Below are 26,521 nucleotides of genomic sequence, written 5' to 3'. Positions count from 1 at the left end.
GTAGATCCGTCAAGAATCAACCGAAGCTCAACAGTCCCACTTCAAGAGGTCGTATTACCTCGGCGGTGCCTGACAGTTGCTTGGGATGACATTCCCCAGATCAGGGAGTTGAGCGTGGTCGAGCAAGGTATCAGGCCGTGTTGGCGCGCGAGGTGCGCACCGGCACCTTGCATCCGCCCAATACCGACGCCGGGTTGGAGGCCCCGATGCGGTCATACTGGGTCGCGCATAGCCCTTTGCGCAACGACGCGATGTCAGTCACCGAGGCGAATGGCGACGCCGTGGTGTGCCAATTGGTCGAAGGTGTAAACGAAGTCGCCACGGTGGCTGACAGACACGACGTAGCGATCCTGGCCCTCTGTGACGTCGAAGCGAAATGAGAAGGTGCATGCCTGCTGGTCGCCGTGGCCGTCGCCCAGTGCGGCGGTGACGAGAATGTCGCCTCTGCCGTTGCGCACAACTACCTGGGTGTCGCGGTTGATGTCGGAATATCCGTTGACACCTCGGCACGACTCTCCGTCGGAGGAGATCGAGCTGAGCAACGCGTCGGGAGCGGTTCCGGTAAGCACGAAAGTGCCAGTCACGGCAGCGGTTTCGTAGATGTGGAAGCCCTTGGTGAATTGCGGACAGAACGCGTCGACGGCGATCTTGTCCGCGGGGGGACCCTGCTGCGGTTCGCCGTCGTCGAGCGCCCGGCAGACGTGCTGGCCGTGGGCAATGGCATTGGCGTCGGAGTTGAACTGTCCGGCCAGACCGGCGTCGTGCAGGAGTGACAGATAAACCGCCTCAGGGGGTGGTGACTGCGGATGATGAGTTACCCGCAGCGCCCAGAAGACGAGTGCCAGCATCACGATGACGATCGCCGCTGCGCCGGTGCTCAGCCAGGTCGATCGGACGCTGAACCTGTTGTGTGTTGGGACGTCGAGGTGTTGCGGCAGCATGGCGCTGCCAACGGGATCGCTGGTTTGCCTGCGGCCGTTGCGCACTCGGTTGGTGGGCCGGCCAGCGATGTAATACCTGCCTTCATGCCGTCCGGTCGGGTCTGGGCGCCATCCGGTCGTTGCGTCGGGCGTGGCCGCGCCGCATTTGTCGCAGATGCCGCTGCCACCGACTTCTGACTGGCAATAAGGGCAGGTCATCGCTGCCGGCTCTGGCCTGGCGGGAGGGGGTGTGCGGTGGGGTCGAAATGCAGCATCACCGCCATTGTCGTCCGCGCGCGCGGCGGGCCGGGTCAGTGGTAGACGGTGGGTCCTTCGGCAGCCGTCGACGGCGCGAGCGTCGCATACGGCCCGGATGTCGGATATGGGTCCGGCGTCGTATACGGCCCGGATGGCGCATATGGATCCGGCGTCGCATACGGCGCGGACGGCGCAAAAGGCCCTGACGCAGTCGGAAGCTGGGAGCCCAGGAGTTGCGCGACGACGAAGCTCGCGGCTTGGTCTGTGTAGACGGGCACGTAGCCCTCGGTGTGTCCGCTCCACTCGTTGCCGGGACCCTCGTGACAGATCGGGTCCATCGGGTTGCACAGGTCCATCGCCTTGGAACCGAGCAGCGCACTATGGGTCGTTATCGGCTGCTTGGTGCGGTCGGCCACATTGCCGAAGGTGACGACCGCCGCGACATTGTCGGCGTAGGAGGCCGGCAACGAAGTACCCCTGAGAAGGCCCCCCACCGAATTTCCGGTGACGATGTCGATCACCGACGCACCCTGCGAATAGCCGCCCAGCACCTGCGGCGTGTTCGGGCATTTGTCGGCCATGGACTTGACGTGCTCGACGGCGTCCTTGGAGCCCGCGTCGGTGTGCAACTGAAGGAGGCTTGCCTTGTAGTTCACCGGATAGGCACCAACGTTCATGCCGGTCTGCTGGCGCAATGCGTCGACGAGGGCTTGGCCGACGCGCCCCAGGCCGGCCGGTTCATCGGTGCCGCGGGCGAAGGTCACCTCCACGTCGGGGCAGTCATCGGCGCTGGCCGAGGGGACGGCGCGCGACAGCGCGCATGGCGCCATCAGCAGAACACTCGCGGCCAGCACCGCGGCGGCGCCCCGAACGCGTGGCCGCGCAAGACGCGACGCGCGGCGCCCCGGTTGGTGGTTGCTCACCGGCCGATACTACCGAGAAGCCGCTGGCAGTTTCACATCCGCAAAGTCGTCCGCCCGTTAACTGTCCCAGTCGGTGTAAACGCTTTAGGCCGTCTCAAGAATCGTCGGTCAGCAGTCGATACACAACGTAGAGCGCAAACCAGATGATCACGGCGCTCATTACAGCGAGCAGCACCTCGTAGAAGATCGTCATGCATCCAAGTATCCAAAGCGCAACTCCCTGCGCGCCGCACACTCAAATCGCGTAGAGCGCAGGCAGGTTGACCACGATCGCTTCCTGGCTGCTGCGCGCGATCACCAACTCCGCCGCGGTGTCGGGGTCCGGGTTCTCTTCCCGGTGAGGCAGATGAGGTGGGACGAAGATGTAGTCGCCGGGATTCGTCCGTACCCGAACCTCGTCTGCTCCGTCGAAGAACACGAACTCCGGATGCCCGCTGCGAACATAGATCATGGTTTCTGAGTCGCCATGGTGATGGTTGGCCGAAACGCTGCCCGGCGCGGCCAACGTCTCACCCATCCAGAGCTTTTCACTGCCGACCGTGGCTCCACTCAGCGCGGCGAACCGTTGCATGCCATCCGTCTGGGCCGTGGTGGCATCGAGTTCCGACGACTTGATGTGGCGCACACGATTTCGGGGCGCGCGTGTGCCGGAATCGTTGGAGAAATCGGGGTGGAATCCGTCGGGACTGTCCATACCTTTCACCGTAGACCGGCGTCCTGGTGACATGCTCGTTCGCCCAAACGAATTCGAGCCGGCCCCCGGAGAATCTCCGAGGGCCGTTTCGCTTACGGACACCGGGGGCGGGTGTCGCGCAGCGCGACGACGCCGCCGGCCAGACCGATGCCGGCCGAGACGGATCACGAGTGGTGGGTCTCGTCGGGGTTCGCCTCTCCTTCCTTGTACCGGGTGAGGAATCCGATGGCCACGATGGCCGCCGCGGCGCCGATGACGCCCCACAGCACGATCGAAAACACCAGCGAGCCGAACAGGAAGTTGTAGGTGACTGCCAGATACAGCGACCAGAGCACCCGGTACAAGGACCAGAATGCGAGCAGTCCGGCGCTGATCCCGATCGCCAGGCTCGGCTGGCGGTCGACGCGGTTGATCTGTTGCTCGATGGCGGTGGGCACGATCTTCACTTTGTTTCCCTTCTGAGGCGCCGCGGGTCGGCGTCGTTGTCTCGGGAAGTACAGCCCGGCTGACTTGCTACCGATCCCAACTACTCAGAAGAGACGCCTATCGATCGCTTTGCTCCGTCCGCAGCACGGCGTTGTCGCCTTCCAACTGAACGTTGCGGTCGTCGAGTGCCTCGTTGCGGTCTTCGAGTTCGAGAATCCGAGCGATCCCCGCGAGGTTCACACCGGCGGCGACAAGTTCGCTGATCCGCTGCAGCCGGACCAGATCGTCGGCGCTGTAGCGTCGGGTTCCTCCTGCGCTGCGCGCGGGAGTCAGCAAGCCGCGACGCTCATACAAACGCAACGACTGCTCGGGAATGCCGGACAACTCAGCAACCACGGAGATTGGGTAGACCCCGCGGTCAGAAGCCGGCGGACCGACCTTGCGGTCGTCAGTGGTCATCGAGGCGACGCCCCCAGTACTCAGTGCGAGACAGCAGAAACATCTGGCGAGCACCAGTAAACATCTGCTGTTGGTCTTGTACAAGCTTTGAGGCGGTGCTATACAAAAATCTATATCTTGAGCCACAGATTCTGTAGTGCCCGTGACAGCGGAAATAGGTACAGGAAGTGGTGAGAATGCGGATACGGCGACAACCAGAAGTCGGTTCTGGCCCGACCGGTACCGGAAGGGTCCGGGCGGCCACGCGCGAGCCGAGATGACAGTCGATGTGGTCACCGTCGCCGTCGAGTTCTTGACCCGGCGCTATGAGATCGATGCCGACGCCGCCCACGAGCTGTTGACCCGCTACGCCACCGATGATCAGCTGCCGGTTGCCGATGTGGCGTGTCGGCTCATCAACGAACATTCCGCGCCAGCCTCCGACGGTGACATCCACGTGCGGCTCGCGGAGTCGATTCGCAACGCCCACGGCCGGCGCGCCCGGTCCAGCGGCAGGTTGCTCGACGAACTCGCGGTCGCCGGCCTTGAATTCGTCTCCGGCGCCCAGTACGCCGGTATCACCGCCGCCGACGCTCGCAGTCGCGCCGATACGGCCAGCGCTGTCGGGCGCTTTCCCCCTCTGCTGGATGCCATTCAACGGCGCCATCGAGAAGGGCCTTATCTGGACGCGGTCCGGGACCGCGACACCGTCCGCGTCGACGACCTGACCACCGACACCCGCTGGCCGAACTTCCAGCGGGAGGCGTTGGCGCAGACCCCGATTCGGTCCGCGCTGACCTACCCGCTCGTGGCTGACCACCAACTCCTGGGTGCGCTCACCTTCTACGCCGAACAACCCCACTCCTTCGACGCCGACGCGCAGCGTCTCGGGTTCGTGTATGCCACGCATGCGGCGCTGGCATGGAACGCGGTCCGCCGCGAGGTCCAACTCCGCGAGGCGCTGGCCTCACGCGACATCATCGGGCAGGCCAAGGGCATGCTGATGGAACGCCACCAGATCAGCGGCGACGAAGCGTTCAGCCTGCTGCGCAGGCTGTCTCAGCAGTCCAATACCCGCGTCGCCGAGATCGCGCGCAGGCTCGTCGACGCGGCCCCACCGAACCGGCAGTAGACGCGTCAGGTCGTCGCGGCCCGCTGCGGGCACAAATACACCTGCGCGCCGGCGATGATGTAGTTCGACAGGTTCTCGTTCTTGGTCGTCTGATCTAGTTTCTGCAGCACAGTGGTCAGATCGACACCGCGGTTGTACTGCGTGCACACATCCTGGGCCATGGCGGTGAGGGTGGCGCAGTCCTGCGTGAAACCCACTCCGGCCATGCTCTGACAGAAGTCGGTTTGCGGGGAAGTGGCGGCGGTCGGCGCGGCGACCAGTGCGCCGACGAACACCGTCGACGTCAAAGCGAGTTTTGCGAACATGGCCATTGTGAGTCCTTCCTATCGCCGATTACCCACTCGGCGCAGGCGGCACGCAGGACTCGGTGCATTTCGAGACAGGCGCGTTATCGACACGCGACCATGGACCGGGGGCGGCCGTCGATAGGATCCCGACATGTCGCTACAAGCCGGCCACACGTTCGCCGGGTACACGATCATCCAGCGACTGGGCTCCGGCGCGATGGGCGAGGTCTATCTGGCCCAGCACCCGAGGCTGCCACGCCGCGATGCAGTGAAGGTGCTGGCCCAACAGGTTTCGACGGACGCCACATTTCGCGAGCGGTTCAACCGCGAAGCGCAGAACGCCGCGACGTTGTCGCACCCGAACATCGTCGCCGTCTATGACCGCGGCGAGCAGGACGGACGGTTGTGGATCTCGATGGCCTACGTCGAGGGCACCGACGCCGCGCGCCTGCTGCAGGAGCGCTACCGCAAGGGTATGCCGCCCGACGAAGTCGTGCGGATCGTCGCCGCGGTCGCCGACGCTCTCGACTACGCCCACCAGCGCCAATTGCTGCACCGCGACGTCAAACCCGCCAATATCCTTCTGACCCAACTCGATTCAGGGGGCTGGCGGGCGATGCTGGCCGATTTCGGGATCGCGCGGCGTGTCGACGACACCAGTTCGTTGACCCAAACCAACATCGCGGTGGGCACCGTTGCCTACGCGGCGCCCGAACAGCTGATGGGCCTGACGCTCGACGGCCGCGCCGACCAATACTCGCTCGCTGCAACGGCTTTCGAGTTGCTGACGGGCTCACACCTGTACCTGGATCTCAATCCCGCTGTCGTGATCAGCAGGCACGTCTCCGCACCGCCCCCCGAGATCGCCGACCGCAAACCCGAGCTGTCCGCGCTCGGTCCGGTGCTGTCCAAGGCGCTGGCCAAGTCGCCCGACGACCGGTACCGGTCCTGCATGGACTTCGCCAGGGCCCTCGCCCGACATCTCGACGTCGCGCTCGACGAGCTCGGCGCCGACGACGCGACCTTGGACGCGATGGCGGTCGCGCACCGCCACCACAAGGTCGAACCCAAGCGCCGGGGGCGGCCGTGGCTCATCGCGTCAGCCGCGGCGGCCGTCCTGCTGGTCGTGGCGGCCGTCGCAGCCGTCCTGCTGTTCGAGCGGCCCCGCGAGGAGGCAAGCCCCGCGCCGGCAGTGCCGGTGGTGCTCGTCGGCGCCGACTGCGCGGTGCTGGGCGCCGCAGGCGTCACCGAGACCGGCCAGAAGGCCTACTGCGCGCGTCTGCCGACCACCGGCGACATCATGTGGTCCTTGGTGTCCGGTGTGGTCCCGACCCCGACCGTCACCAACGGCCCCGACGACCCGGTGTACCCCGCCGGCATCGAGGAGCAGGTCGACGTGTGCGTGCAGCAGACCGGAAAGCCTCGCGTCGAATGCCGCGAAGACGTCCGGCGGGGAAACCTCACCGGACCAGCCTGAACGCGTTCCGGGCTTACCTCCCGGTTAGGAAATTCTTCCCCTCGGCAAGGTGGATTCTGGCTTTCCGGCGATTACGCCGGTGCCGTCGGTTCAGCAGTATTCCTCTCAACAACACCACAGCCACCAACCCGAACTTCCCGAGAGGAACCCCCACGATGAGCACTTCACAGGCCCGCAAACTGACCGGCATCAAGTACGCGGCAGCCATCCTCGGCGCCTTCGGCATTCTCGCCGTGGCCCCGGCGACCGCCTTCGCCGTCGACAACGACCCGGCCCCCGGCGGCGGCGGATGCACCTACACCGATAGTGACGGCTACCCCATCCCGATCGACGACGGCCAAGACGTGTTCGTCGACGGCAAGATCGTCAGCTGCCGCGGCGGCAAGATCACGATCACCACGGCACCGCAGCGCGCCGAGACCGGCGGCGTCGGCACCGTCGACGGCGGGGGCAAAGTGAGCAACCCGGGCCGGCTGCCGGTCTTCGGCGGCGGCAAGCTCCCTGTGTTCTCGAAACAGAACTAACCCCCGCACGCAGTCGGCCCGCCACCAACCCTCCCCGGGTGGCGGGCCGAACTGATTGCGGTGACTACCGCGGCGGAGGTATCAGCACCGGATCCGGTACCGACGTGGCGGGCTCCGGCGGAGTCAACGCCGTATCACCGAGGCCCGGCGGGACTTGGTTGGCACTCGGCGGCGGGGTGGTCGTCACCATACAAAGAAGCCATTCAGCGCACCGACGAAAATCTCGGCGCGACCACGAGTGCGGTGGCGGCGCGCGAGGCGGCGACCGACCATGGCCATCAGCCTCAGAAAGGTTTCGGCCACGGCTTCCAATCACCCGACGAGACAGCGACATTCGTGATCGCCCGCGGCCCCGACTTCAAACGACGGGTACATCAACACCGACTACCAGATCGTCGATGTCACCCCCACGGTGCTCGATCTGTTCGACGCTCCGCTGCGCCGCAGTTTCGACGGTCTACCCCTGACATCCCTTGGCGCAGGCGTCGATCCCGGTGATCGGGCGAACCTGCTAGACGCGCTCGAGGCGCAACTCGCGTCGAACCACACCCCCGACTTCGTCACCAACGTGGCGCTGAGCGCGCACACCATCTTCGCGTCCATTCCCTACTTCCTGCTCGACGCGGGACTGCCGCTGCCGGGGCCGATCATCGACGTCGTGTACTGCTGACCAACATGCCCGCGCAGATCGTGGCGCTGTTGACGGGTGTGCACGGCGCGAGCATCTTCCCGCTGCTGCCCCCGCCGCCGGCATCGTCGTTCATCCCGGACCAGTCGAGCACCCTCGACTGCGGTCAGGGCACCCTCGCCGCGGCGGCATGCCTCGCCAGCTGACCGAGTTCTGCTGTCACAGACCGCCGCTCGACGGCGCGTTGTTGGGATCGGTAGCCGCGCCGACACGGTGCAATCGACGCAGGACCGGCGCCGCGATTTAGCCCGCAAAGGGGAGGTCAGCGGTGTTATCTTGACGTCGCCGGTGCGTGAATTGGAAACGACAGCCTGCTTCGCGAACGGTGCCGCGCTCGCTGGGGCGGGTCGCTGACCCATCTCTAGTAGGCAATTAGGAGAACGCGTGAGTACGAATCCGTTCGACGACGACACCGGTCGCTTCTTCGTCGTGGTCAACGACGAGGAGCAACACAGCCTCTGGCCCACGTTTGCTGATGTGCCTGCTGGATGGCGGACCGTTTACGGCGAAGCGACCAGAGCAGATTGCCTCGACTACATCGAACAGAACTGGCCCGATATCCGGCCGAAGAGTCTGCGCGAGAGGCTGGCCCAGGGAGCGGGCTCTGAGACCTGAGCCGTCCGGGCTGGCTGCCGAGCGCGTCACGATTCGTGACCATCGCATCGACCTTGGGGAAGTCAGGGCAGCACTAGCCGGTCTGGACGGGGTGGCACAGGCAGTCGTGATCGTCAGGGAAGATCGCCCCGGCGATCAGCGCCTGGTGGGTTATCTGACCGGGGACTGCGGGACGGTTGACCCGGCGGGCGTGCGTGTGGCGCTGGCCGAGCGATTGCCGTCGTACATGGTCCCCGCCGCGGTGGTGGTGATGGACGCATTGCCGTTGGGGGCCAACGGCGAAGTCGACGCCGCCGCGCTTCCCGCACCCGAATACGACGACGCCGACCGCTACCGCGCCATCGAAGCGCGCCTGGCCGAGATCGTCGCCGACGTTCTCGGCGTGCAGAGCGTGGATGTCCGGGAGTCGTTCTTCGACCTCGGCGGGGACTCGCTGGCGGCCATGCGGGTGGTCGCCGCCGTCAACGCCACGCTCGAAGCCAACTTGCCGCTGGGCGCGTTGTTCAACACCCCCACCGTCACAGAACTGGCCGCCCGCATCGGTGTCGCCGCGGGCGCAGCCAAACCGTTGATGGCCCGCGAGCGGCCCGCTGTGGTGCCGCTGTCGTTCGCGCAGAGCCGGTTGTGGTTCATCGGCCAATTGCAGGGCCCCTCACCGGTGTACAACCGCGCGGTGGCATTGCGGTTGCGCGGCAACCTGAATACCGAGGCGTTGCACACCGCGCTGATCGACGTCCTCGACCGTCACGAGAGCCTGCGGACCGTGTTCCCCGCAGTCGACGGGGTGGCTCAGCAGATCGTCCTCCCGGCGCACGGCCTCGACTTCGGTTGGACGGTGGTCGATGCCACCGGATGGCCGACCGACCGGCTCGACAGGGCGATCGAGGACGTCGCACACGACGGCTTCGACCTCGCGGACGAGATCCCTTTTCGGACAGAGGTTTTCAGAGTGTCCGAGGACGAGCATGTGCTGGTGGTCGTGGTGCACCACATCGCAGGCGACGGCTGGTCGATCGGCGTGTTGGCCGCCGACATCAGCGCCGCGTACGCCGATCGGTACGCCGGTCATGCGCCCCGCTGGTCCGACCTCCCGGTGCAGTACGCCGATTACACGCTGTGGCAGCGGGAGAATCTGGGCGACCTCAGCGACTCGAGCAGTCCGCTGGCCGCGCAGGTCGGCTTCTGGGAAGACGCGCTGGCAGGCATGCCTGAGCGGTTGGAGTTGCCCACCGACCGCCCGTACCCGCCGGTCGCCGATCACCACGGCGCCAGCGTCACGGTGGACTGGACGGCGCAGTTGCAACAGCAGGTGCGTGTGTTGGCCCGCGAGCACAAGGCGACCAGCTTCATGGTCGTCCAGGCCGCCCTTGCGATGCTGCTGTCGAGGCTGGGCTCGAGTTCCGATGTGGCGGTGGGGTTCCCGATCGCAGGCCGAGGCGATCCGGCACTGGACGGTCTGGTCGGCTTCTTCGTCAACACGCTGGTCCTGCGTGTCGACCTCGGGGGAGACCCCACCTTCGCCGAGTTGCTCGCCCAGGTCCGCGAACGTAGCCTCGCCGCCTACGAACACCAGGATGTCCCGTTCGAGGTGCTCGTCGAGCGGCTCAACCCGCCGCGCTCGCGGACTCACCATCCGCTGATTCAGGCGATGTTGGCCTGGCAGAACACGGCTCCGTTGGCCTTGACGGTCGCCGACCTCGAGGTGTCACAACGTCCGCTCAAGACCCGCACGGCTGCAATGGATTTGGCGCTCTATCTGGGCGAGCGCTTCACCGAGACCGGTGCACCCGCAGGCATCGGCGGCACCGTGCAGTTCCGCACCGACGTGTACGACACCGCCACCATCGAAACTCTGGTGCAGCGGTTGCACCGCGTCCTGACGTCGGTCACCGCCGATCCGACCGTGCGGTTGTCGACGGTGGACCTGCTCGACGACGACGAACGCGCGCGGTTGGACGCGTGGGGGAACCGTGCAGCCCTGACGAAGCCCGCACCGGCGGCGACGTCGATCCCCGCCGCGTTCGCGCACCAGGTCTCGTGCGCACCCGAGGCGGTCGCGCTGGTCTGCGGCGGCCGGTCGTTGACCTATCGTGAGCTCGACGAGGCGTCGAACCGGCTGGCGCACAAGCTCCGTGACGAAGGCGCCGCCGCCGGCGCGACTGTCGCGCTCCTACTGGATCGCTCGGCAGAAGCCGTCATCGCGATCCTGGCGGTGCTGAAGGCAGGCGCCGCCTACCTGCCGATCGACCCGACGCTGCCCGCAGCGCGGGGGGCGTTCATGCTCGGCGACGCCGCGCCGACGGTGGCCGTCACCTGCGCAGCCTTCGCCGACCGGTGCGACGGACACCGCGTTGTGCTGATCGACGTGGACGATCCGCAACTACCGGAATATCCGTGCACGGCATTGGCGGCCCCAAGCCCGGACGGGATCGCCTACGTCATCTACACCTCAGGCACCACCGGTGTGCCCAAGGGCGTGGCGATCACCCACCAGAACCTGACCCAGCTGATCATGTCGTTCGATGCCGGACTGCCCGCCGCAGCCGAACAGGTGTGGCCGCAATGGCATTCGTACGCGTTCGACTTCTCGGTGTGGGAGATGTTCGGTGCCCTGTTGCGCGGCGGTCGGTTGGTCGTGGTGCCGGACACGGTGGTGCATGCGCCAGGCGACTTCCACGATCTGCTTGTCGCCGAGGGCGTCAACGTTCTCACTCAGACCCCCTCTGCGGTCGGGTTGTTGGCGGCGCAGGGCCTGGAGTCGGCGGCGCTGCTGATGGGTGGCGAAGCATGTCCGGCGGCGGTCGTGGACCAATGGGCGCCGGGCCGGCTGATGGTCAACGCGTACGGCCCCACCGAGACGACGATCTACGCGTCACTCAGCGCGCCGCTGACGCCCGGTTCGGGTGCCGCGCCCATCGGGTCGCCGGTGCCTGGGTCGGCGTTGTTGGTGCTCGACGAGTGGTTGCGGCCAGTGCCGCCCGGTGTCGTCGGCGAACTGTACATCGCCGGTCACGGTGTGGGAGTGGGCTATTGGCACCGCAGCGCGTTGACCGCGGCGCGGTTCGTGGCGTGTCCGTTCGGCGGGCCGGGTGCCCGGATGTATCGCACCGGCGACCTGGTGTCGTGGGGCGCGGACGGTCAGCTCCGGTACATCGGACGTGCCGACGAGCAGGTGAAGGTCCGCGGCTATCGCATCGAGTTGGGTGAGGTACAGGCCGCGCTGGCCGGACAGCACGGTGTCGACCAGGCGGCGGCCGTAGTACGCGAGGACCACCGGGGGGCGCACCGGTTGGTCGGTTATGTCACCGGGGCACCGGATCCGGCCGCGGTGCGCACGGCGCTGGCCGAACAGCTGCCGCCGTACATGGTGCCGTCCGCAATCGTCGTGGTCGACGCCCTGCCGTTGACGGTGAGCGGGAAACTCGACACCGCGGCCCTTCCGGTGCCGGACTACCAGGACGCCGACGGTTACCGTGCGCCGGTCACCGTCACCGAAGAGATCCTGGCGGGCATCTACGCCCAGGTGCTGGCCGTCGAACGCGTCGGCATCGACGATTCGTTCTTCGACCTCGGGGGCGACTCGTTGTCGGCGATGCGCGTGATCGCCGCGGTCAACAAGTCGTTCGACGTGAACCTGGCCGTCCGCACATTGTTCGACGCGCCCACCATCGCCCAGTTGGCGCCGCATCTCGGTGATCAGTCGACCCGGCTGGAACCGGTGGCGGCCGTCAAGCGGCCCGACATACTGCCGTTGTCGTTCGCGCAGAGCCGATTGTGGTTCCTCGACCAGATCCAGGGCGCGTCGCCGATGTACCACATGGCGGTGGCGTTGCGGCTGCGCGGACACCTCGACGCCGACGCCCTCGGCACGGCGTTGGCCGACGTCGTCGGCCGTCACGAGACCCTGCGCACGGTGTTCACCGCGGTCGACGGAACACCGCAACAAGTCGTGTTGCCACCGCATCGGGTCGACTTCGGCTGGGAGAAGGTCGACGCCACCGGATGGTCCGAAGAGACGGTGCGCGGCCACACCGACGAATTAGCGCAGCGCCCGTTCGACCTGTCCGCCGAAATTCCGTTGCGGGCGAGGCTGTTTCGCATAGCCGATGACGAACACGTACTGGTGGCGGTGGCGCACCACATCGCAGCAGACGGCTGGTCGGTGGCCCCGCTGGTGCGTGATCTCGGGGTGGCCTACGCCAGCCGGTGTGCGGGGTTGGCGCCCGGCTGGGACGACCTGCCCGTGCAGTACGCCGACTACACGCTGTGGCAGCGGGCGCAACTCGGCGACATCGAGGACGCCGGCAGCCCGGTGGCACGACAACTTCGGTACTGGGAACACACCCTTGCCGGAATCCCGGAGCGGCTGCAGCTTCCCACCGACCGGCCGTACCCGCTGGTCGCTGACTACCGCGGCGACCGGGTGGCAGTCGACTTCTCGGCCGACCTGCAGCGGCGGGTGCGCGAGCTGGCCCGGCGCCACAACGCCACCAGTTTCATGGTCGTCCAGGCGGCCCTCGCGGTGCTGCTGTCGAAGATGAGCGGCAGCGCCGATGTCGCAGTGGGCTATCCGACGGCCGGGCGCCGCGACCCTGCGCTGGACGAACTGGTCGGCTTCTTCGTCAACACCCTGGTGCTGCGCGTCGACCTGGCCGGCGATCCGACGGTCGCAGACCTGCTCGCCGATGTCCGTCAGCGCAGCCTCGCCGGCTACGAACACCAGGACGTGCCGTTCGAGGTGCTCGTCGACCGCCTCACGACCACCCGGTCGCTCACCCATCATCCGCTGATCCAGGTCATGCTGGCGTGGCAGAACTTCCCCGGGCACCACAACGAACCCGCGCACGGGCTGACGCTCGGCGACCTGCAGGTCACGCCGCTGCCCGTGCAAACCCGCACGGCCCGAATGGATCTGACTTTCTCGCTGGCCGAGCGCTGGACCGCGGCCGGTGAACCGGCGGGCATCGGCGGCACGGTGGAGTTCCGCACCGATGTATACGACGCCGCCAGCATCGAGACCCTCGTCGAGCGGCTACAGCGGGTGCTGCTGGCGATGACCGACGATCCGGCGGCACGGGTGTCGTCGGTGGACCCGGTCAGCGATGACGAGCACATCGAACTGAATCGGCGGGGTAATCGCGCCACCTTGACCCAACCCAAACCTGTCGCGGTGTCGATTCCCGCCGCGTTGGCCGAGCAGGTGGCGCGCACCCCCAGCGCGCTGGCAGTGAGCTTCCGAGGCCGCTCGATGACGTATCAAGAGTTCAACTGGGCGTCGAACCGGTTGGCGCACTTGCTCTCCCACCATGGGGCGGGGCCGGGCACCTCGGTGGCGCTGCTGTTTCCCCGGTCAGCCGACGCGATCGTCGCGATGGCGGCAGTGCTGAAAACCGGTGCCGCGTACCTGCCCATCGACCCGGCCCTACCGCAGTCGCGCATCGAGTTCATGCTCGCCGACGCCGAACCGGTCGCGGTGCTCACCACCGCCGATCTTCGTAGCAGGCTGACCGGGTACGACCTGCTGGTGATCGACGTCGACGATCCGGTCATCGCCCACAATCCGTGCACCGGCTTGGCGGTCCCCGCACCGGACGACATCGCCTACCTCATCTACACCTCCGGTACAACCGGGGTGCCGAAGGGGGTGGCGATCACCCACCGCAACGTCACGCAACTGCTTCGTCTGCGGAAGTTCTTCGGGTCCCGGGCTGGCGCAACACAATTCGCGGCGACACAATGGCATTCGCATTCGTTCGACGTCTCGGTGTGGGAGATCTGGGGCACCTTGTGCTCCGGCGGACGGTTGGTGGTGGTGCCCGAGTCGGTGGCCACCTCACCGGACGACTTCCATGTCTTGCTCACCGCCGAGCGCATCTCCGTCGTGAGCCAAACACCCTCGGCTGTCGCAACGTTGGAGCCGCGCGGGCTGGAATCGGCGGCGCTGGTGGTGGCTGGGGAGGCGTGCCCGCCCGCGCTGGTCGATCAGTGGGCGCCGGGCCGCGTGATGATCAACGCCTACGGCCCGACCGAAACCACCGTGTACGCGGCGATGAGCGCTGCGCTGACTCCGGATTCGGACGTGGTACCGATCGGCACGCCGGTGTCGGGTGCGGCGTTGTTCGTCCTCGACCGCTGGTTGCGCCCCGTGGCGCCCGGCGTGGTGGGTGAGTTGTACGTGGCAGGTGCGGGGGTGGGCGTCGGGTATTGGCGTCGCGGCGGATTGACGGCAGCGCGTTTCGTGGCGTGTCCGTTCGGCGCACCCGGCGCGCGGATGTACCGCACCGGGGATCTGGTGCGGTGGCGCCCCGACGGCCAACTCGAATACCTCGGCCGCGCAGACCAACAGGTCAAGATCCGCGGCTTCCGCATCGAACTCGGGGAGGTGCAGGCCGCGCTGGCCGGCCTGGACGGAGTGACGCAGGCAGTCGTGATCGCCCGCGAGGACCGTCTCGGCGACAAACGCCTGATCGGCTATGTCACCGGAAAGGTCGACCCGGCCTGGGCGCGCGCGACGCTGACCGATCGGCTGCCGGCCTACATGGTGCCGACCGCGGTGATGGTGCTCGACGCAATCCCGTTGACGGTCAACGGCAAACTCGACGTGGACGCGCTGCCCGCACCCGACTATCGAGACATCGACCGGTATCGCGCGCCCGACACCATGATCGAGCGGATTCTGGCCGGTATCTATGCCGAGGTGTTGGGGCTGGACCGCGTCGGTGTCGAGGACCCCTTCTTCCAGTTGGGCGGCGACAGCATCCTGGCGATGCAGGTGGTGGCGCGGGCCAGGGCGGCAGGCATCACCTGCCGGCCCCGCGATCTGTTCGTCGAGCAGACGGTGGCCGGCCTCGCCCGGGTAGCGGAGTTCACCGATGCCGACGCCCCGGTCGACGAGGGCACGGGTGCCGTGTTGTCGACTCCGATCATGCGGTGGTTGCAGAACGTCGACGGGCCGGTCGCGCAGTTCAACCAGACCGTGGTGGTGCAGGCGCCGGCGGGGGTGACTGAGGCCGATGTGGTCGTGTTGTTGCAGGGTTTGGTGGATCGGCACGGGATGCTTCGGTTGCGGGTCGACGAGGGTTGGTCGATGTGTGTGCCTGCGCGGGGTTCGGTGGCTGCGTGTGTGCGTTCGGTGGGTGTGTTGTCTGATGCGGAGTTGGTGGCGGCGCGGTCGCGGTTGGATCCTGCTGCGGGGGTGATGTGCAGCGCGCTGTGGGTGGAATCGGCGGGCCAACTGGTGTTGATGATCCATCATCTGGCGGTCGATGGGGTGTCGTGGCGAATCCTGCTGGAAGACCTGAACATTGCCTGGGCGCAACATCGCGGTGGGCGCACGGTTGCGTTGCCTGGGTCGGGGACGTCGTTTCGGCGGTGGGCGGCGCTGTTGGGCGAGCATGCGCTCTCGGTGGCTGATGTGGCCGATGCGTGGCGGCGGGTGGCCGATGTCGCACCAGCGCTGCCGGGGCCGTGTGCTGGGGTGGATACGTTTGCGACGGCGGGGCGTTCGTCGGTGGTGTTGGACATCGAGACGACGCGGGTGTTGTTGGGTGAGGTGCCCGCGGCGTTTCACGCTGGGGTGCAGGATATTTTGTTGATCGCGTTCGCGTTGGCGTGGATGCAGTTCCTGGGCATCGAGGGTGCGCTCGGTGTGGATGTCGAGGCGCATGGTCGTGACGAGGAGGTGGCGGCCGGGGTTGATTTGTCGCGCACGGTGGGGTGGTTCACGGCCAAGTATCCGGTGGCGTTGACGGTCGGGGCATTGGACTGGTCACAAGTAACGACCGGCGGCCCGGTATTGGGGGAGGTGGTCAAGGATCTCAAGGAGCAACTGCGCGCCCACCCCGACGGGTTGACCTATGGTCTGTTGCGTTACCTCAATCCCGATGTCGAGCTGCCCGACTCGGAGCCGACCATCGGGTTCAACTACCTCGGCCGCCTCGCCGCGCACGCGGATGCGGGCTGGCGCATCGAATCGACCGGCAACAGCACCGTCGGGTTGCCGATGCCGCTCTTCCACACCGTCGACCTCAACGCCGGCACGGTCGACACCGATGCAGGTCCACAGCTACATGCTGAATGGATGTGGGCGTCATCGGTTTTCGACGGCGAGCAGGCCGGGCAGGTCGGTCAATTGTGGTTCGAGGCGTTGGCGGGCGTTTGTGCGCATGCGCGTCGTGGGGGAGGTGGGCTGACGCCGTCGGACATCGTCCCTGCCCGACTGACTCAGCAGCAAATCGACGACCTGCATCAGCAAGACGACATCGCCGACATCCTCCCGCTGACACCACTCCAACACGGCTTGCTCTTCCACGCTGCCCAGCCCCACGACGATGCCTATGCAGTACAACTCGACTTCGCCATCGAGGGTGCCCTGGACGTGCAGCGGCTTCGTGATGCGGTGCATGGGGTGGTGCGGCGGCATCCGAATCTGGTTGCGCGGTTTTGTGATCGGTTCGACGAGCCGGTGCAGATCATTCCTGCCGAACCCGTCGCTGGGTGGCAATATCTGGAACTCGACGGCGATGACGTAAGTCAGCTGTGCGCGGCCGAGCGTGCTGCGGTGTGTGCGTTGGCTGATCCGCCGGCGTTTCGGGCGGTGCTGATCCGCGCCGGTTCTGATGCGTATCGGTTTGTGTTGACCATTCACCACATCGTGGTCGACGGCTGGTCGATGCCTATTATCTTGCGGGAGATCTTCGCCGGCTACCACGGTCACCGGCTACCGGCTCCACAGCCCTACCGCAAGTTCGTGTCGTGGCTGGCCGGCCGCGACCTCGACACCGCGCACGCGGTCTGGCGCGACCAACTGGCCGGCTTCGACACCCCGACGCTGATCGGCGCATCGACGCAAGGGCGGCGGTGCGCCGAACTGTCCCGCCTGTCCGAACAGAAAACACGCGCGATCAACGGCTTGGCGCGGCAATGCCACACCACCGTCAACATCGTGCTGCAGGCGGCGTGGGCGCAACTGCTCACCTCACTGACCGGCCACCACGACGTTGCCTTCGGCACAACGGTTTCCGGCAGGCCCGCCGACGTGGTCGGCGCGGAGTCGATGGTGGGCCTGTTCGTCAACACCGTTCCGGTGCGGGCCACGCTCACGCCGAGCACCACTGCCGCCGATCTGCTCGACCAACTGCACAGCGCCCACCACCGCACCCTCGAACATCAGCACCTCGCGCTGCGCGACATCCACCGCATCAGCGGGCACGATGCCCTGTTCGACACGCTGTTCGTGTACCAGAACTTCCCGATCGACGCCGCAGCGCTGTCGGATGCCCAACTCGCCATCACCGAGGTGAGCAGGCACGACTACAACCACTATCCGCTGACCATCCAAGCGCTGCCGGGAAACGAACTGGGCCTGCGCGTGGAATACGACAGCGAGTTGTTCGACGCAGGCCGCATCCAGGCGCTAATGGCCCGGTTCGAGCGCGCGGTGACGGCCATGACCGCCGATCCGACGCGGCCACTGTCGTCGACGGATCTGCTCGACGCCGACGAGCGGACGGCACTTGACCGGTGGGGCAACCGGCCCGCGCTCAGCCAACCCGTATCCACCGGTGAGTCGATCCCGGCCCTGTTCGCCGCGCAGGCAGCCCGCACACCCGATGCGGTGGCAGTGACCGACCGAGGCCGCTCGACCACATACCGCGAACTCGACAACGCCGCGAACCGGTTGGCGCACCTGCTTGCCGATCACGGCGCAGGCCCGGGTTCGGCTGTCGCACTGCTGTTCCCGCGGTCCACCGAGGCAATCGTGGCAATCCTGGCGGTGCTGAAGACGGGCGCCGCCTACCTACCGATCGACCCCAACCTGCCCGCGGCCCGCGTCGGATTCATGCTCGCCGACGCCACGCCGATCGCCGCGGTCAGCGCCGCATCGCTCGCCGATCGGCTGCGTGAACATGACCTGCCGGTCCTCGACATCGGCGACGCCGACGCTCACCCGTGCACGCCACTGGTCGCGCCCGCCGCCGACAACATCGCCTACTACATCTACACGTCGGGCACCACGGGCGTGCCCAAAGGCGTTGCCATCACGCATCACAACGTCGCCGAGCTGTTGAACTCCCTGCGACCCCAGTTGCCGACCGCGGGCGTGTGGTCGCAGTGGCACTCGCTGGCTTTCGACGTCTCCGTATGCGAGATCTGGGGCGCGTTGCTCAGTGGGGGGCGGTTGGTCGTCGTACCGGAAACCACGGCGCGCTCACCCGAAGACTTCCACGCTCTACTCGCCGCGGAACAGGTCACCGTCCTGAGCCAGACCCCGTCGGCGTTCTACGCGCTGCAAACCGCGGACGCGGTACTGAAACGCGATCTGACGCTCGAGGCGGTGCTGTTCGCAGGCGAAGCGCTGCAGCCCCCGCGTCTTCGGACCTGGCAGGACCACCACCCGCACGCACCACGACTGCTCAACCTGTACGGCACCACCGAGACGACGGTGCACGCCTCCCTGCGAGAAATCGGCGCCGACGACATCGACGGCGCCGCGAGCCCGATCGGCGGCCCCCTGGCGCATCTCGGCTTCTTCGTACTCGACCAATGGTTGCGACCCGTGCATGCCAGGGTCGTGGGCGAGTTGTACGTGGCGGGTGCCGCAGTGGGGATGGGCTACTGGCGCCGGGGCGGCTTGAGCGCGTCACGCTTCGTGGCATGCCCATTCGGGCGTCCGGGCCAACGGATGTACCGCACAGGCGATCTGGTGACCTGGAGCGCCGACGGCCAACTGCACTATGTCGGACGCGCCGACGAGCAGGTCAAGATCCGCGGCTACCGCATCGAACTGGGGGAGATCGAGAGCGCGCTGCTCGACTGCCCGCAGGTGGACCAGGCGGTCGCGAAGGTACACCACAGCGATGCCGGGCACCCGCACCTGGTCGCCTACCTCACCCTCGACCAGGCCTACACCACCCTCGATATCGCAGAGGCCGTGGGGCAATGGCAACACCTGTACGACGACCTGTATCGGGGGGACGACCCGAAGTCGCGCTTCGGTGCCGACTTCCGCGGCTGGAACAGCAGCTACACCGGCGAACCGATCCCACTCGACGAGATGGAGGAATGGCGCGCAGAAACCGTCGACCGGATCATGGCGCTCTCGCCCCGACGCGTCCTCGAGATCGGCGCCGGGTCGGGGCTGCTGTTGTCCCAGATCGCACCGCACTCCGTACGCTATGTCGCAACCGATCTTTCGGCCACCGCGATCGACGGCCTGGCCCGGTCACTCGAGCGCCTGCAGATTCCATGGCGCGACCGCGTCCAGCTACTCACCCGACCCGCCAATGCCATCGACGACCTGCCGCAGGACTACTTCGACACGATCATCCTGAATTCGGTCGTGCAGTACTTCCCGAACGCGGGCTACCTGGCCGACGTGATCGACAACGCCATGAAATTGCTGGTGCCCGGCGGTGCACTGTTCGTCGGTGACGTGCGCAACCACTCCCTGCAGGGCAGCTTCCACGCTTCCATCGCGCAACGGGCCAACCGCGCCGTCGTCGCCGAGTCCGAACTGCTCCTCGCGCCAGAGTTTTTCACCTCTTGGGCAGCCGAGCAGCCCTCGGCGGCCGGAGTCGACATCCAAGTCAAACGTGGATGGGCCGACAACGAACTCACCCGGTACCGCTACGACGTCGTCGTGCACAGGGGCTCCACGCCGTGTTCGGTGGCCGGCGCACCGGCCAGGGCATGGACCGGCAGCATGACCGAACTGCGCGACCTACTGACGTCCGAATCTCCGTCAGCCGTGCGCATCACCGACATCCCGCGCGCCGGACTGGTTGACCCTGCCGGAATCACGCCGGAGGATCTGTACCGCCTCGGCGAGACGCTCGGCTACCGCGTCGCCGTCACATGGGGCACCCGCCTCGGCGCCGTCGATGCCGTGTTCACCACCGACCGGGGTCCGCTGACGGGTATCTACCTGCCCTCCAACGATATTCGCCGATCCCACGCCAACGATCCGCGCACCAACGCCAAGATCAGCGCGGTGCGCCAGAGGCTGGGCGAGCGGTTACCCGGTTACATGGTGCCCGTACACATCGTCGTGCTCGACGAGTTCCCGTTGACCTCCTCAGGCAAGCTCGATTCGCGTGCGCTGCCCGCGCCGGTGGTCCAGGACACCGACCACTACCGTGCCCCGGAGACGGCGGTCGAGGAGATCCTGGCCGGTATCTATGCCGAGGTGTTGGGGCTGGACCGCGTCGGCGTGGACGAACCCTTCTTCCGGTTGGGCGGCGACAGCATCCTTTCGATGCAGGTGGTGGCGCGGGCGAGGACGGCCGGTGTGTTGTGCCGCCCACGCGACGTCTTCGTCGAGCAGACCGTCGCCGGACTTGCCAGCGTCGCCCGGATCGCCGACCCCGCGGGCGATGCGGTCGACGAGGGCACGGGTGCCGTGTTGTCGACTCCGATCATGCGGTGGTTGCAGAACGTCGACGGGCCGGTCGCGCAGTTCAACCAGACCGTGGTGGTGCAGGCGCCGGCGGGGGTGACTGAGGCCGATGTGGTCGTGTTGTTGCAGGGTTTGGTGGATCGGCACGGGATGCTTCGGTTGCGGGTCGACGAGGGTTGGTCGATGTGTGTGCCTGCGCGGGGTTCGGTGGCTGCGTGTGTGCGTTCGGTGGGTGTGTTGTCTGATGCGGAGTTGGTGGCGGCGCGGTCGCGGTTGGATCCTGCTGCGGGGGTGATGTGCAGCGCGCTGTGGGTGGAATCGGCGGGCCAACTGGTGTTGATGATCCATCATCTGGCGGTCGATGGGGTGTCGTGGCGAATCCTGCTGGAAGACCTGAACATTGCCTGGGCGCAACATCGCGGTGGGCGCACGGTTGCGTTGCCTGGGTCGGGGACGTCGTTTCGGCGGTGGGCGGCGCTGTTGGGCGAGCATGCGCTCTCGGTGGCTGATGTGGCCGATGCGTGGCGGCGGGTGGCCGATGTCGCACCAGCGCTGCCGGGGCCGTGTGCTGGGGTGGATACGTTTGCGACGGCGGGGCGTTCGTCGGTGGTGTTGGACATCGAGACGACGCGGGTGTTGTTGGGTGAGGTGCCCGCGGCGTTTCACGCTGGGGTGCAGGATATTTTGTTGATCGCGTTCGCGTTGGCGTGGATGCAGTTCCTGGGCATCGAGGGTGCGCTCGGTGTGGATGTCGAGGCGCATGGTCGTGACGAGGAGGTGGCGGCCGGGGTTGATTTGTCGCGCACGGTGGGGTGGTTCACGGCCAAGTATCCGGTGGCGTTGACGGTCGGGGCATTGGACTGGTCACAAGTAACGACCGGCGGCCCGGTATTGGGGGAGATGGTCAAGGATCTCAAGGAGCAACTGCGCGCTCACCCCGACGGGTTGACCTATGGTCTGTTGCGTTACCTCAATCCCGATGTCGAGCTGCCCGACTCGGAGCCGACCATCGGGTTCAACTACCTCGGCCGACTCGGCGCATCAGCGCAGACATCCGCCGACGGATGGCGGATCAGCAGTGACGCGGTGCCGGTACCACCTGCCCCCATGCCGCTCCTGCACACCGTCGACCTCAACGCCGGCACGGTGGACACCGACACCGGTCCACAGCTACATGCTGAATGGATGTGGGCGTCATCGGTTTTCGACGGCGAGCAGGCCGGGCGGATCGGGCGATTGTGGTTCGAGGCATTGGCGGGCGTTTGTGCGCATGTGCGCCGTGGCGGAGGTGGGCTGACGCCGTCGGACATCGCCCCTGCCCGACTGACTCAGCAGGACATCGACGATCTGCACCAGCGACACGACATCGCCGACATCCTCCCGCTCACACCGATGCAGCAGGGACTCCTCTTCCACGCCAACACCACACAGGGCGATCACGATGTCTACGCGGTGCAGGTGGCACTGACGGTCACCGGCCCTCTCGATGTGCAGCGGCTTCGTGATGCGGTGCATGGGGTGGTGCGGCGGCATCCGAATCTGGTTGCGCGGTTTTGTGATCGGTTCGACGAGCCGGTGCAGATCATTCCTGCCAAACCCGTCGCCGGGTGGCAATATCTGGAACTCGACGGCGATGACGTAAGTCAGCTGTGCGCGGCCGAGCGTGCTGCGGTGTGTGCGTTGGCTGATCCGCCGGCGTTTCGGGCGGTGCTGATCCGCGCCGGTTCTGATCGGTATCGGTTTGTGTTGACCATTCACCACATCGTGGTCGATGGCTGGTCGATGCCTATTATCTTGCGGGAGATCTTCGCCGGCTACCACGGTCACCGGCTACCGGCTCCACAGCCCTACCGCAAGTTCGTGTCGTGGCTGGCCGGCCGCGACCTCGACACCGCGCACGCGGTCTGGCGCGACCAACTGGCCGGCTTCGACACCCCGGCACTAGTCGGTCCACCCGACCGGTTGGGCTCAGGTCCTCGCGCCGCCGCGTCGTTCGTAGTGTCCGCATCCGACACACAGGAGCTCACCGAGCTCGCCCGCACCCACCACACCACCGTCAACGTCGTCCTGCAGGCCGCGTGGGCGCAACTGCTCACCTCACTGACCGGCCACCACGACGTCGTCTTCGGTGTTCCGGTCTCAGGCCGGTCGACGGAGTTGCCCGGCGCGGAGTCGATGGTGGGCCTGTTCATCAACACGATCCCGGTGCGGGCCACGCTCACCCCGACCACCACCGCCGCAGACCTGTTGCGCCAGTTGGAAATCGCCCGCAGTCACACCCTCGACCATCAACACACCGCGCTGCGCGACATCCACCGCATCAGCGGTCACGATCGGCTTTTCGATACCCTGTTCGTCTACGAGAACTATCCCATCGACGCCGGTGCGCTGTCGGTCGACGGCGACCTGGCCATCACCGACATCAGCACCAGCGACGCCACGCACTACCCGCTGGTGCTGCAGGCCTCGCCCGGCGACGAAACGACCCTTCGCCTCGACTACCGCACCGATGTGTTCGACGAGCAGACCGTCCAGGCGCTGGGCAAACGGCTACTGCGGGTGCTGTCCGAGATGGTCGACAATCCGCGGCGCGGGCTGTCGTCGACCGATCTGCTCGATCCCAGCGAACACGCCCGACTCGCGACATGGGGTAACCAACCCGCGCTGCGCCGATCCGCCCCTGCGGCCGTGTCCATTCCGGAGGCGCTGGCTGCGCAGGTCGCCCGCAGCCCCGACGCGGTCGCGATCAACGGCGGTGCCGAGTCGATGACCTATCGCGAGTTCGACGAGGCGTCGAACCGGCTGGCGCATTTGTTGACGGCGCACGGCGCCCGCCCGGGAGTCGTTGTGGCACTGATGTTCACGCGCTCCGTCGAGGCGATCGTCGCGATGACCGCTGTGCTGAAGACCGGGGCCGCCTATCTGCCCGTCGATCCGGTGCTGCCCGGCAAGCGGATCGGATTCCTGCTCGCCGATACGGCACCGGTGGTCGTGGTCACGACCGCCGCACTGGCAGGCCGACTGGACGCGCACGGCGTACCAGTGATCATCGGAAGCGTTGACGGGAGCGACTATCCTTGCACCGCCCTGCCCGCGCCTTCCGCCGACGACATCGCCTACCACATCTACACGTCCGGAACCTCGGGTGTGCCGAAGGGGGTGGCCGTCACCCACCGCAACGTGATGCACATGGTCGAATCGCTCGGTGCCTCGCTGCCGCGTGGCGGTGTGTGGGCGCAATGCCACTCCTACGCATTCGACGTCTCGGTGTGGGAGACCTGGGGTGCGCTGTTGCGCGGTGGCCGGCTGACGGTGGTGGGTGAGGACACCATGGCCTCACCCGACGACCTGCACGCGTTGTTGGTCGCCGAAGGCGTCACCGTGCTCGACCTGAGTCCGTCTGCGGCGGCGATGCTGTCGCCGCACGGGCTGGAGTCGATGACATTGGTCGTCGGCGGCGAGGCCTGCCCCGCCACCCTGGTCGACCAGTGGGCGCACGGCAGCACGATGATCAACGCGTACGGCCCGACCGAGACCACCGTGGACGCGGCCAGGAGCGGTCCGCTCGCCGCCGGGCCGGGGCTACCGCCGATCGGATCGCCGGTGCCCGGGTCGGGGCTGTTCGTGCTCGACGGATGGCTACGACCGGTGCCCCCCGGCGTGGTCGGCGAACTCTACATCGCCGGAAACGGTGTGGCAGTGGGATATTGGCGGCGCAGCGGATTGACGGCAGCACGGTTCGTGCCGTGCCCGTTCGGCGGTCCTGGCGAACGCATGTACCGCACCGGCGATTTGGTGCGGTGGCGCCCCGACGGTCAACTGGACTACCTCGGCCGCGGCGACCAACAGGTCAAGATCCGCGGCTACCGCATCGAACTTCGCGAGGTCCAGGCGGCGCTCGGCGGACTCGACGATGTCGAACAGGCTGTGGTGATCGCCCGCGAGGACCGTCCAGGCGACAACCGCCTGGTCGGATACATCATCGGAACCGCGGATCCCGCCGCCGCACGTGCCGCGTTGGCCGAACACCTGCCGCCCTACATGGTGCCCGCCGCGGTGGTGGCCGTCGACAGGCTGCCGCTCACGGTCAACGGCAAACTCGACGTGCGCGCCCTGCCCGCACCGGAATACCCGCCCACCGACCGCTACCGGGCGCCCACGAACGCCGTCGAACAAGCGGTGGCCGACATCTACACGCATGCACTCGGCATCGACCGCGTCGGCATCGAGGACTCCTTCTTCGACCTCGGCGGGGACTCGATATCGGCGATGCGCGTCGTCGCCGCCATCAACGAGACCTTCGACGCTCACCTGAGCGTGCGCACGCTCATCGCAGCGCCCTCCGTGAGAGGTCTCAGCATGCGGGTCGGCGGGGCCGCCCACTCAGCCGGCCCCGCCTCCGACCGTCGCTTCGAGGCGGTGCACGGCCGCGGCGCCGGCGAAATCCATGCCGCTGACTTGACTTTGGACAAGTTCATCGACGCCACCACGCTCGCCTGCGCCCCGACGCTGCCCGGCCCGAGCCCCGAGGTGCGCACGGTGTTGCTGACCGGAGCAACGGGTTTCCTCGGGCGCTACCTGACGCTGGAGTGGCTCGAGCAGATGGAGCGGGTCGACGGCACACTGATCTGCCTGGTGCGGGCCGCCTCCGACGAGGACGCCCGGCGTCGTCTCACCGACGTCTTCGACAGCGACCCGGATCTGTTGCGGCGCTTTGAAGAACTGGCCGCTGCGCACCTCGAAGTCGTCGCGGCAGACAAGGGCGAGGTCAACCTTGGGTTGGCGCCGCACAGTTGGCGGCGGTTGGCCGAGACCGTCGACCTGATCGTCGACTCCGCCGCTGTCGTCAACGGGGTGCTGCCGTACAGCGATCTGTTCGGGCCCAACGTGGTCGGCACCGCTGAACTGATCCGCCTCGCGCTCACGTCCAAGCTGAAGTCCTACAGCTACGTGTCGACCGCCGACGTCGGGGTCCAGATCGAACCGTCGGCGTTCATCGAAGACGCCGACATCCGCGTCATCAGCCCAACCCGAGTCATCGACGGTGGCGTGGCGAACGGCTACGGCAACAGCAAGTGGGCCGCCGAGGTGCTGCTGCGCGAAGCCAACGACCTGTGTGGACTGCCGACAACGGTGTTCCGGTGCGGAATGATACTGGCCGACACCACATATGCCGGGCAGTTGAACGTGTCCGACATCTTCACCCGGATGGTGCTCAGCGTGCTGGCCACCGGCGTCGCACCCGCGTCGTTCTACCAACTCGGCGCCGACGGGCGTCGGCAACGCGCGCACTTCGACGGGCTACCCGTGGACTTCGTCGCCGAAGCGATTGCCACACTGGGTGCCCAGACGGTCGACGGCTTCCAAACGTTCCACGTGATGAACCCGCATGACGACGGCATCGGACTCGACGAATACGTCGACTGGCTGATCGAGGCCGGTTACCCGATCCGGCGTATCGACGAGTTCGGAGAGTGGCTGCAGCGCTTCGAAGCGGGCCTGCGTGCCCTGCCGGACCGGCAGCGCAGGCATTCGGTGCTGCAGATGCTGCTGCTGCGCAACTCCGGTCGGGCGCGCCCCCTGCCGCCGACGCTCGGTTCCTTCGGTCCGACCGACCGATTCCGGTCCGCCGTGCGTGACGCCAAAATCGGTCCGGACAAGAACAATCCGGACATCCCGCGGGTGTCCGCGCCGACCATCATCAAGTACGCCACCGACCTGCGCCGCCTGGGGTTGCTCTGA

At 66.9% G+C, this 26,521-nt stretch carries 12 protein-coding genes and 1 pseudogene; 7 read left to right on the top strand and 6 right to left on the bottom strand.

Annotation, left to right across the window (positions count from 1 at the left end):
- Positions 1 to 254 precede the first annotated feature (254 nt).
- The 5 genes from C1A30_RS06350 to C1A30_RS06330 all read right to left on the bottom strand — a co-directional run bounded on the left by C1A30_RS06350 (position 255) and on the right by C1A30_RS06330 (position 3,680).
- Positions 255 to 1,139 (bottom strand): DUF732 domain-containing protein, encoded by an 885-nt coding sequence (locus C1A30_RS06350; RefSeq protein WP_101947336.1) that lies wholly within the window; start codon positions 1,137 to 1,139, stop codon positions 255 to 257.
- 92 nt (positions 1,140 to 1,231) lie between these two features.
- On the bottom strand, positions 1,232 to 2,008 hold the full coding sequence (locus tag C1A30_RS06345; RefSeq protein WP_101947685.1) for a cutinase family protein: 777 nt from the start codon (positions 2,006 to 2,008) through the stop codon (positions 1,232 to 1,234).
- A gap of 328 nt (positions 2,009 to 2,336) precedes the next feature.
- Positions 2,337 to 2,795: a cupin domain-containing protein gene (locus C1A30_RS06340; protein ID WP_101947335.1), complete on the bottom strand. Its 459-nt coding sequence runs from the start codon at positions 2,793 to 2,795 to the stop codon at positions 2,337 to 2,339.
- A 164-nt stretch (positions 2,796 to 2,959) separates the two neighbouring features.
- On the bottom strand, positions 2,960 to 3,241 hold the full coding sequence (locus C1A30_RS06335) for a hypothetical protein (protein WP_101947334.1): 282 nt from the start codon (positions 3,239 to 3,241) through the stop codon (positions 2,960 to 2,962).
- A gap of 97 nt (positions 3,242 to 3,338) precedes the next feature.
- Positions 3,339 to 3,680, bottom strand: a complete 342-nt coding sequence (locus tag C1A30_RS06330; protein ID WP_101947333.1) for a MerR family transcriptional regulator — start codon at positions 3,678 to 3,680, stop codon at positions 3,339 to 3,341.
- 256 nt (positions 3,681 to 3,936) lie between these two features.
- Between C1A30_RS06330 and C1A30_RS06325 the strand changes: the two genes are divergently transcribed.
- Positions 3,937 to 4,791 carry a GAF and ANTAR domain-containing protein gene (locus tag C1A30_RS06325; protein ID WP_101947332.1) on the top strand — a complete coding sequence of 285 codons (855 nt, stop codon included), beginning with the start codon at positions 3,937 to 3,939 and terminating at the stop codon, positions 4,789 to 4,791.
- 5 nt (positions 4,792 to 4,796) lie between these two features.
- Here the strand turns inward: C1A30_RS06325 and C1A30_RS06320 are convergent, their stop codons facing one another.
- Positions 4,797 to 5,102: a DUF732 domain-containing protein gene (locus C1A30_RS06320; RefSeq protein WP_101947331.1), complete on the bottom strand. Its 306-nt coding sequence runs from the start codon at positions 5,100 to 5,102 to the stop codon at positions 4,797 to 4,799.
- 127 nt (positions 5,103 to 5,229) lie between these two features.
- On the opposite strand from C1A30_RS06320, the gene C1A30_RS06315 reads away from it, so the two are divergent.
- From C1A30_RS06315 to C1A30_RS06295, 6 genes and pseudogenes are all read left to right on the top strand, one after another.
- Complete coding sequence (locus tag C1A30_RS06315; protein ID WP_101947330.1) at positions 5,230 to 6,555, top strand: serine/threonine-protein kinase; 1,326 nt, start codon at positions 5,230 to 5,232, stop codon at positions 6,553 to 6,555.
- A gap of 155 nt (positions 6,556 to 6,710) precedes the next feature.
- Entirely contained in the window at positions 6,711 to 7,079 is a 369-nt protein-coding gene (locus C1A30_RS06310) for a hypothetical protein (RefSeq protein ID WP_235009664.1), read from the top strand.
- A gap of 412 nt (positions 7,080 to 7,491) precedes the next feature.
- A complete protein-coding gene (locus tag C1A30_RS06305; RefSeq protein WP_101947329.1) occupies positions 7,492 to 7,749 on the top strand; it encodes a hypothetical protein in 258 nt (85 codons plus the stop codon).
- Positions 7,750 to 7,754: 5 nt separating this feature from the next.
- Complete coding sequence (locus C1A30_RS35560; RefSeq protein WP_160112700.1) at positions 7,755 to 7,913, top strand: hypothetical protein; 159 nt, start codon at positions 7,755 to 7,757, stop codon at positions 7,911 to 7,913.
- A 238-nt stretch (positions 7,914 to 8,151) separates the two neighbouring features.
- Entirely contained in the window at positions 8,152 to 8,382 is a 231-nt protein-coding gene (locus C1A30_RS06300; protein ID WP_101947328.1) for an MbtH family protein, read from the top strand.
- A gap of 7 nt (positions 8,383 to 8,389) precedes the next feature.
- A pseudogene (locus C1A30_RS06295) lies at positions 8,390 to 26,521 on the top strand (amino acid adenylation domain-containing protein); the annotation flags it as partial.

The organism is Mycobacterium sp. 3519A (genome assembly GCF_900240945.1).
GTDB lineage: Bacteria > Actinomycetota > Actinomycetes > Mycobacteriales > Mycobacteriaceae > Mycobacterium.
This window is presented reverse-complemented; position numbering and strand designations above follow the sequence as displayed.

Coding starts and splice junctions, on each gene's coding strand:
- C1A30_RS06350 (WP_101947336.1), bottom strand. CDS start 1,139: ATGACCTGCCCTTATTGCCAGTCAGAAGTCGGTGGCAGCGGCATCTGC.
- C1A30_RS06345 (WP_101947685.1), bottom strand. CDS start 2,008: ATGGCGCCATGCGCGCTGTCGCGCGCCGTCCCCTCGGCCAGCGCCGAT.
- C1A30_RS06340 (WP_101947335.1), bottom strand. CDS start 2,795: ATGGACAGTCCCGACGGATTCCACCCCGATTTCTCCAACGATTCCGGC.
- C1A30_RS06330 (WP_101947333.1), bottom strand. CDS start 3,680: ATGACCACTGACGACCGCAAGGTCGGTCCGCCGGCTTCTGACCGCGGG.
- C1A30_RS06325 (WP_101947332.1), top strand. CDS start 3,937: ATGACAGTCGATGTGGTCACCGTCGCCGTCGAGTTCTTGACCCGGCGC.
- C1A30_RS06320 (WP_101947331.1), bottom strand. CDS start 5,102: ATGGCCATGTTCGCAAAACTCGCTTTGACGTCGACGGTGTTCGTCGGC.
- C1A30_RS06315 (WP_101947330.1), top strand. CDS start 5,230: ATGTCGCTACAAGCCGGCCACACGTTCGCCGGGTACACGATCATCCAG.
- C1A30_RS06310 (WP_235009664.1), top strand. CDS start 6,711: ATGAGCACTTCACAGGCCCGCAAACTGACCGGCATCAAGTACGCGGCA.
- C1A30_RS35560 (WP_160112700.1), top strand. CDS start 7,755: ATGCCCGCGCAGATCGTGGCGCTGTTGACGGGTGTGCACGGCGCGAGC.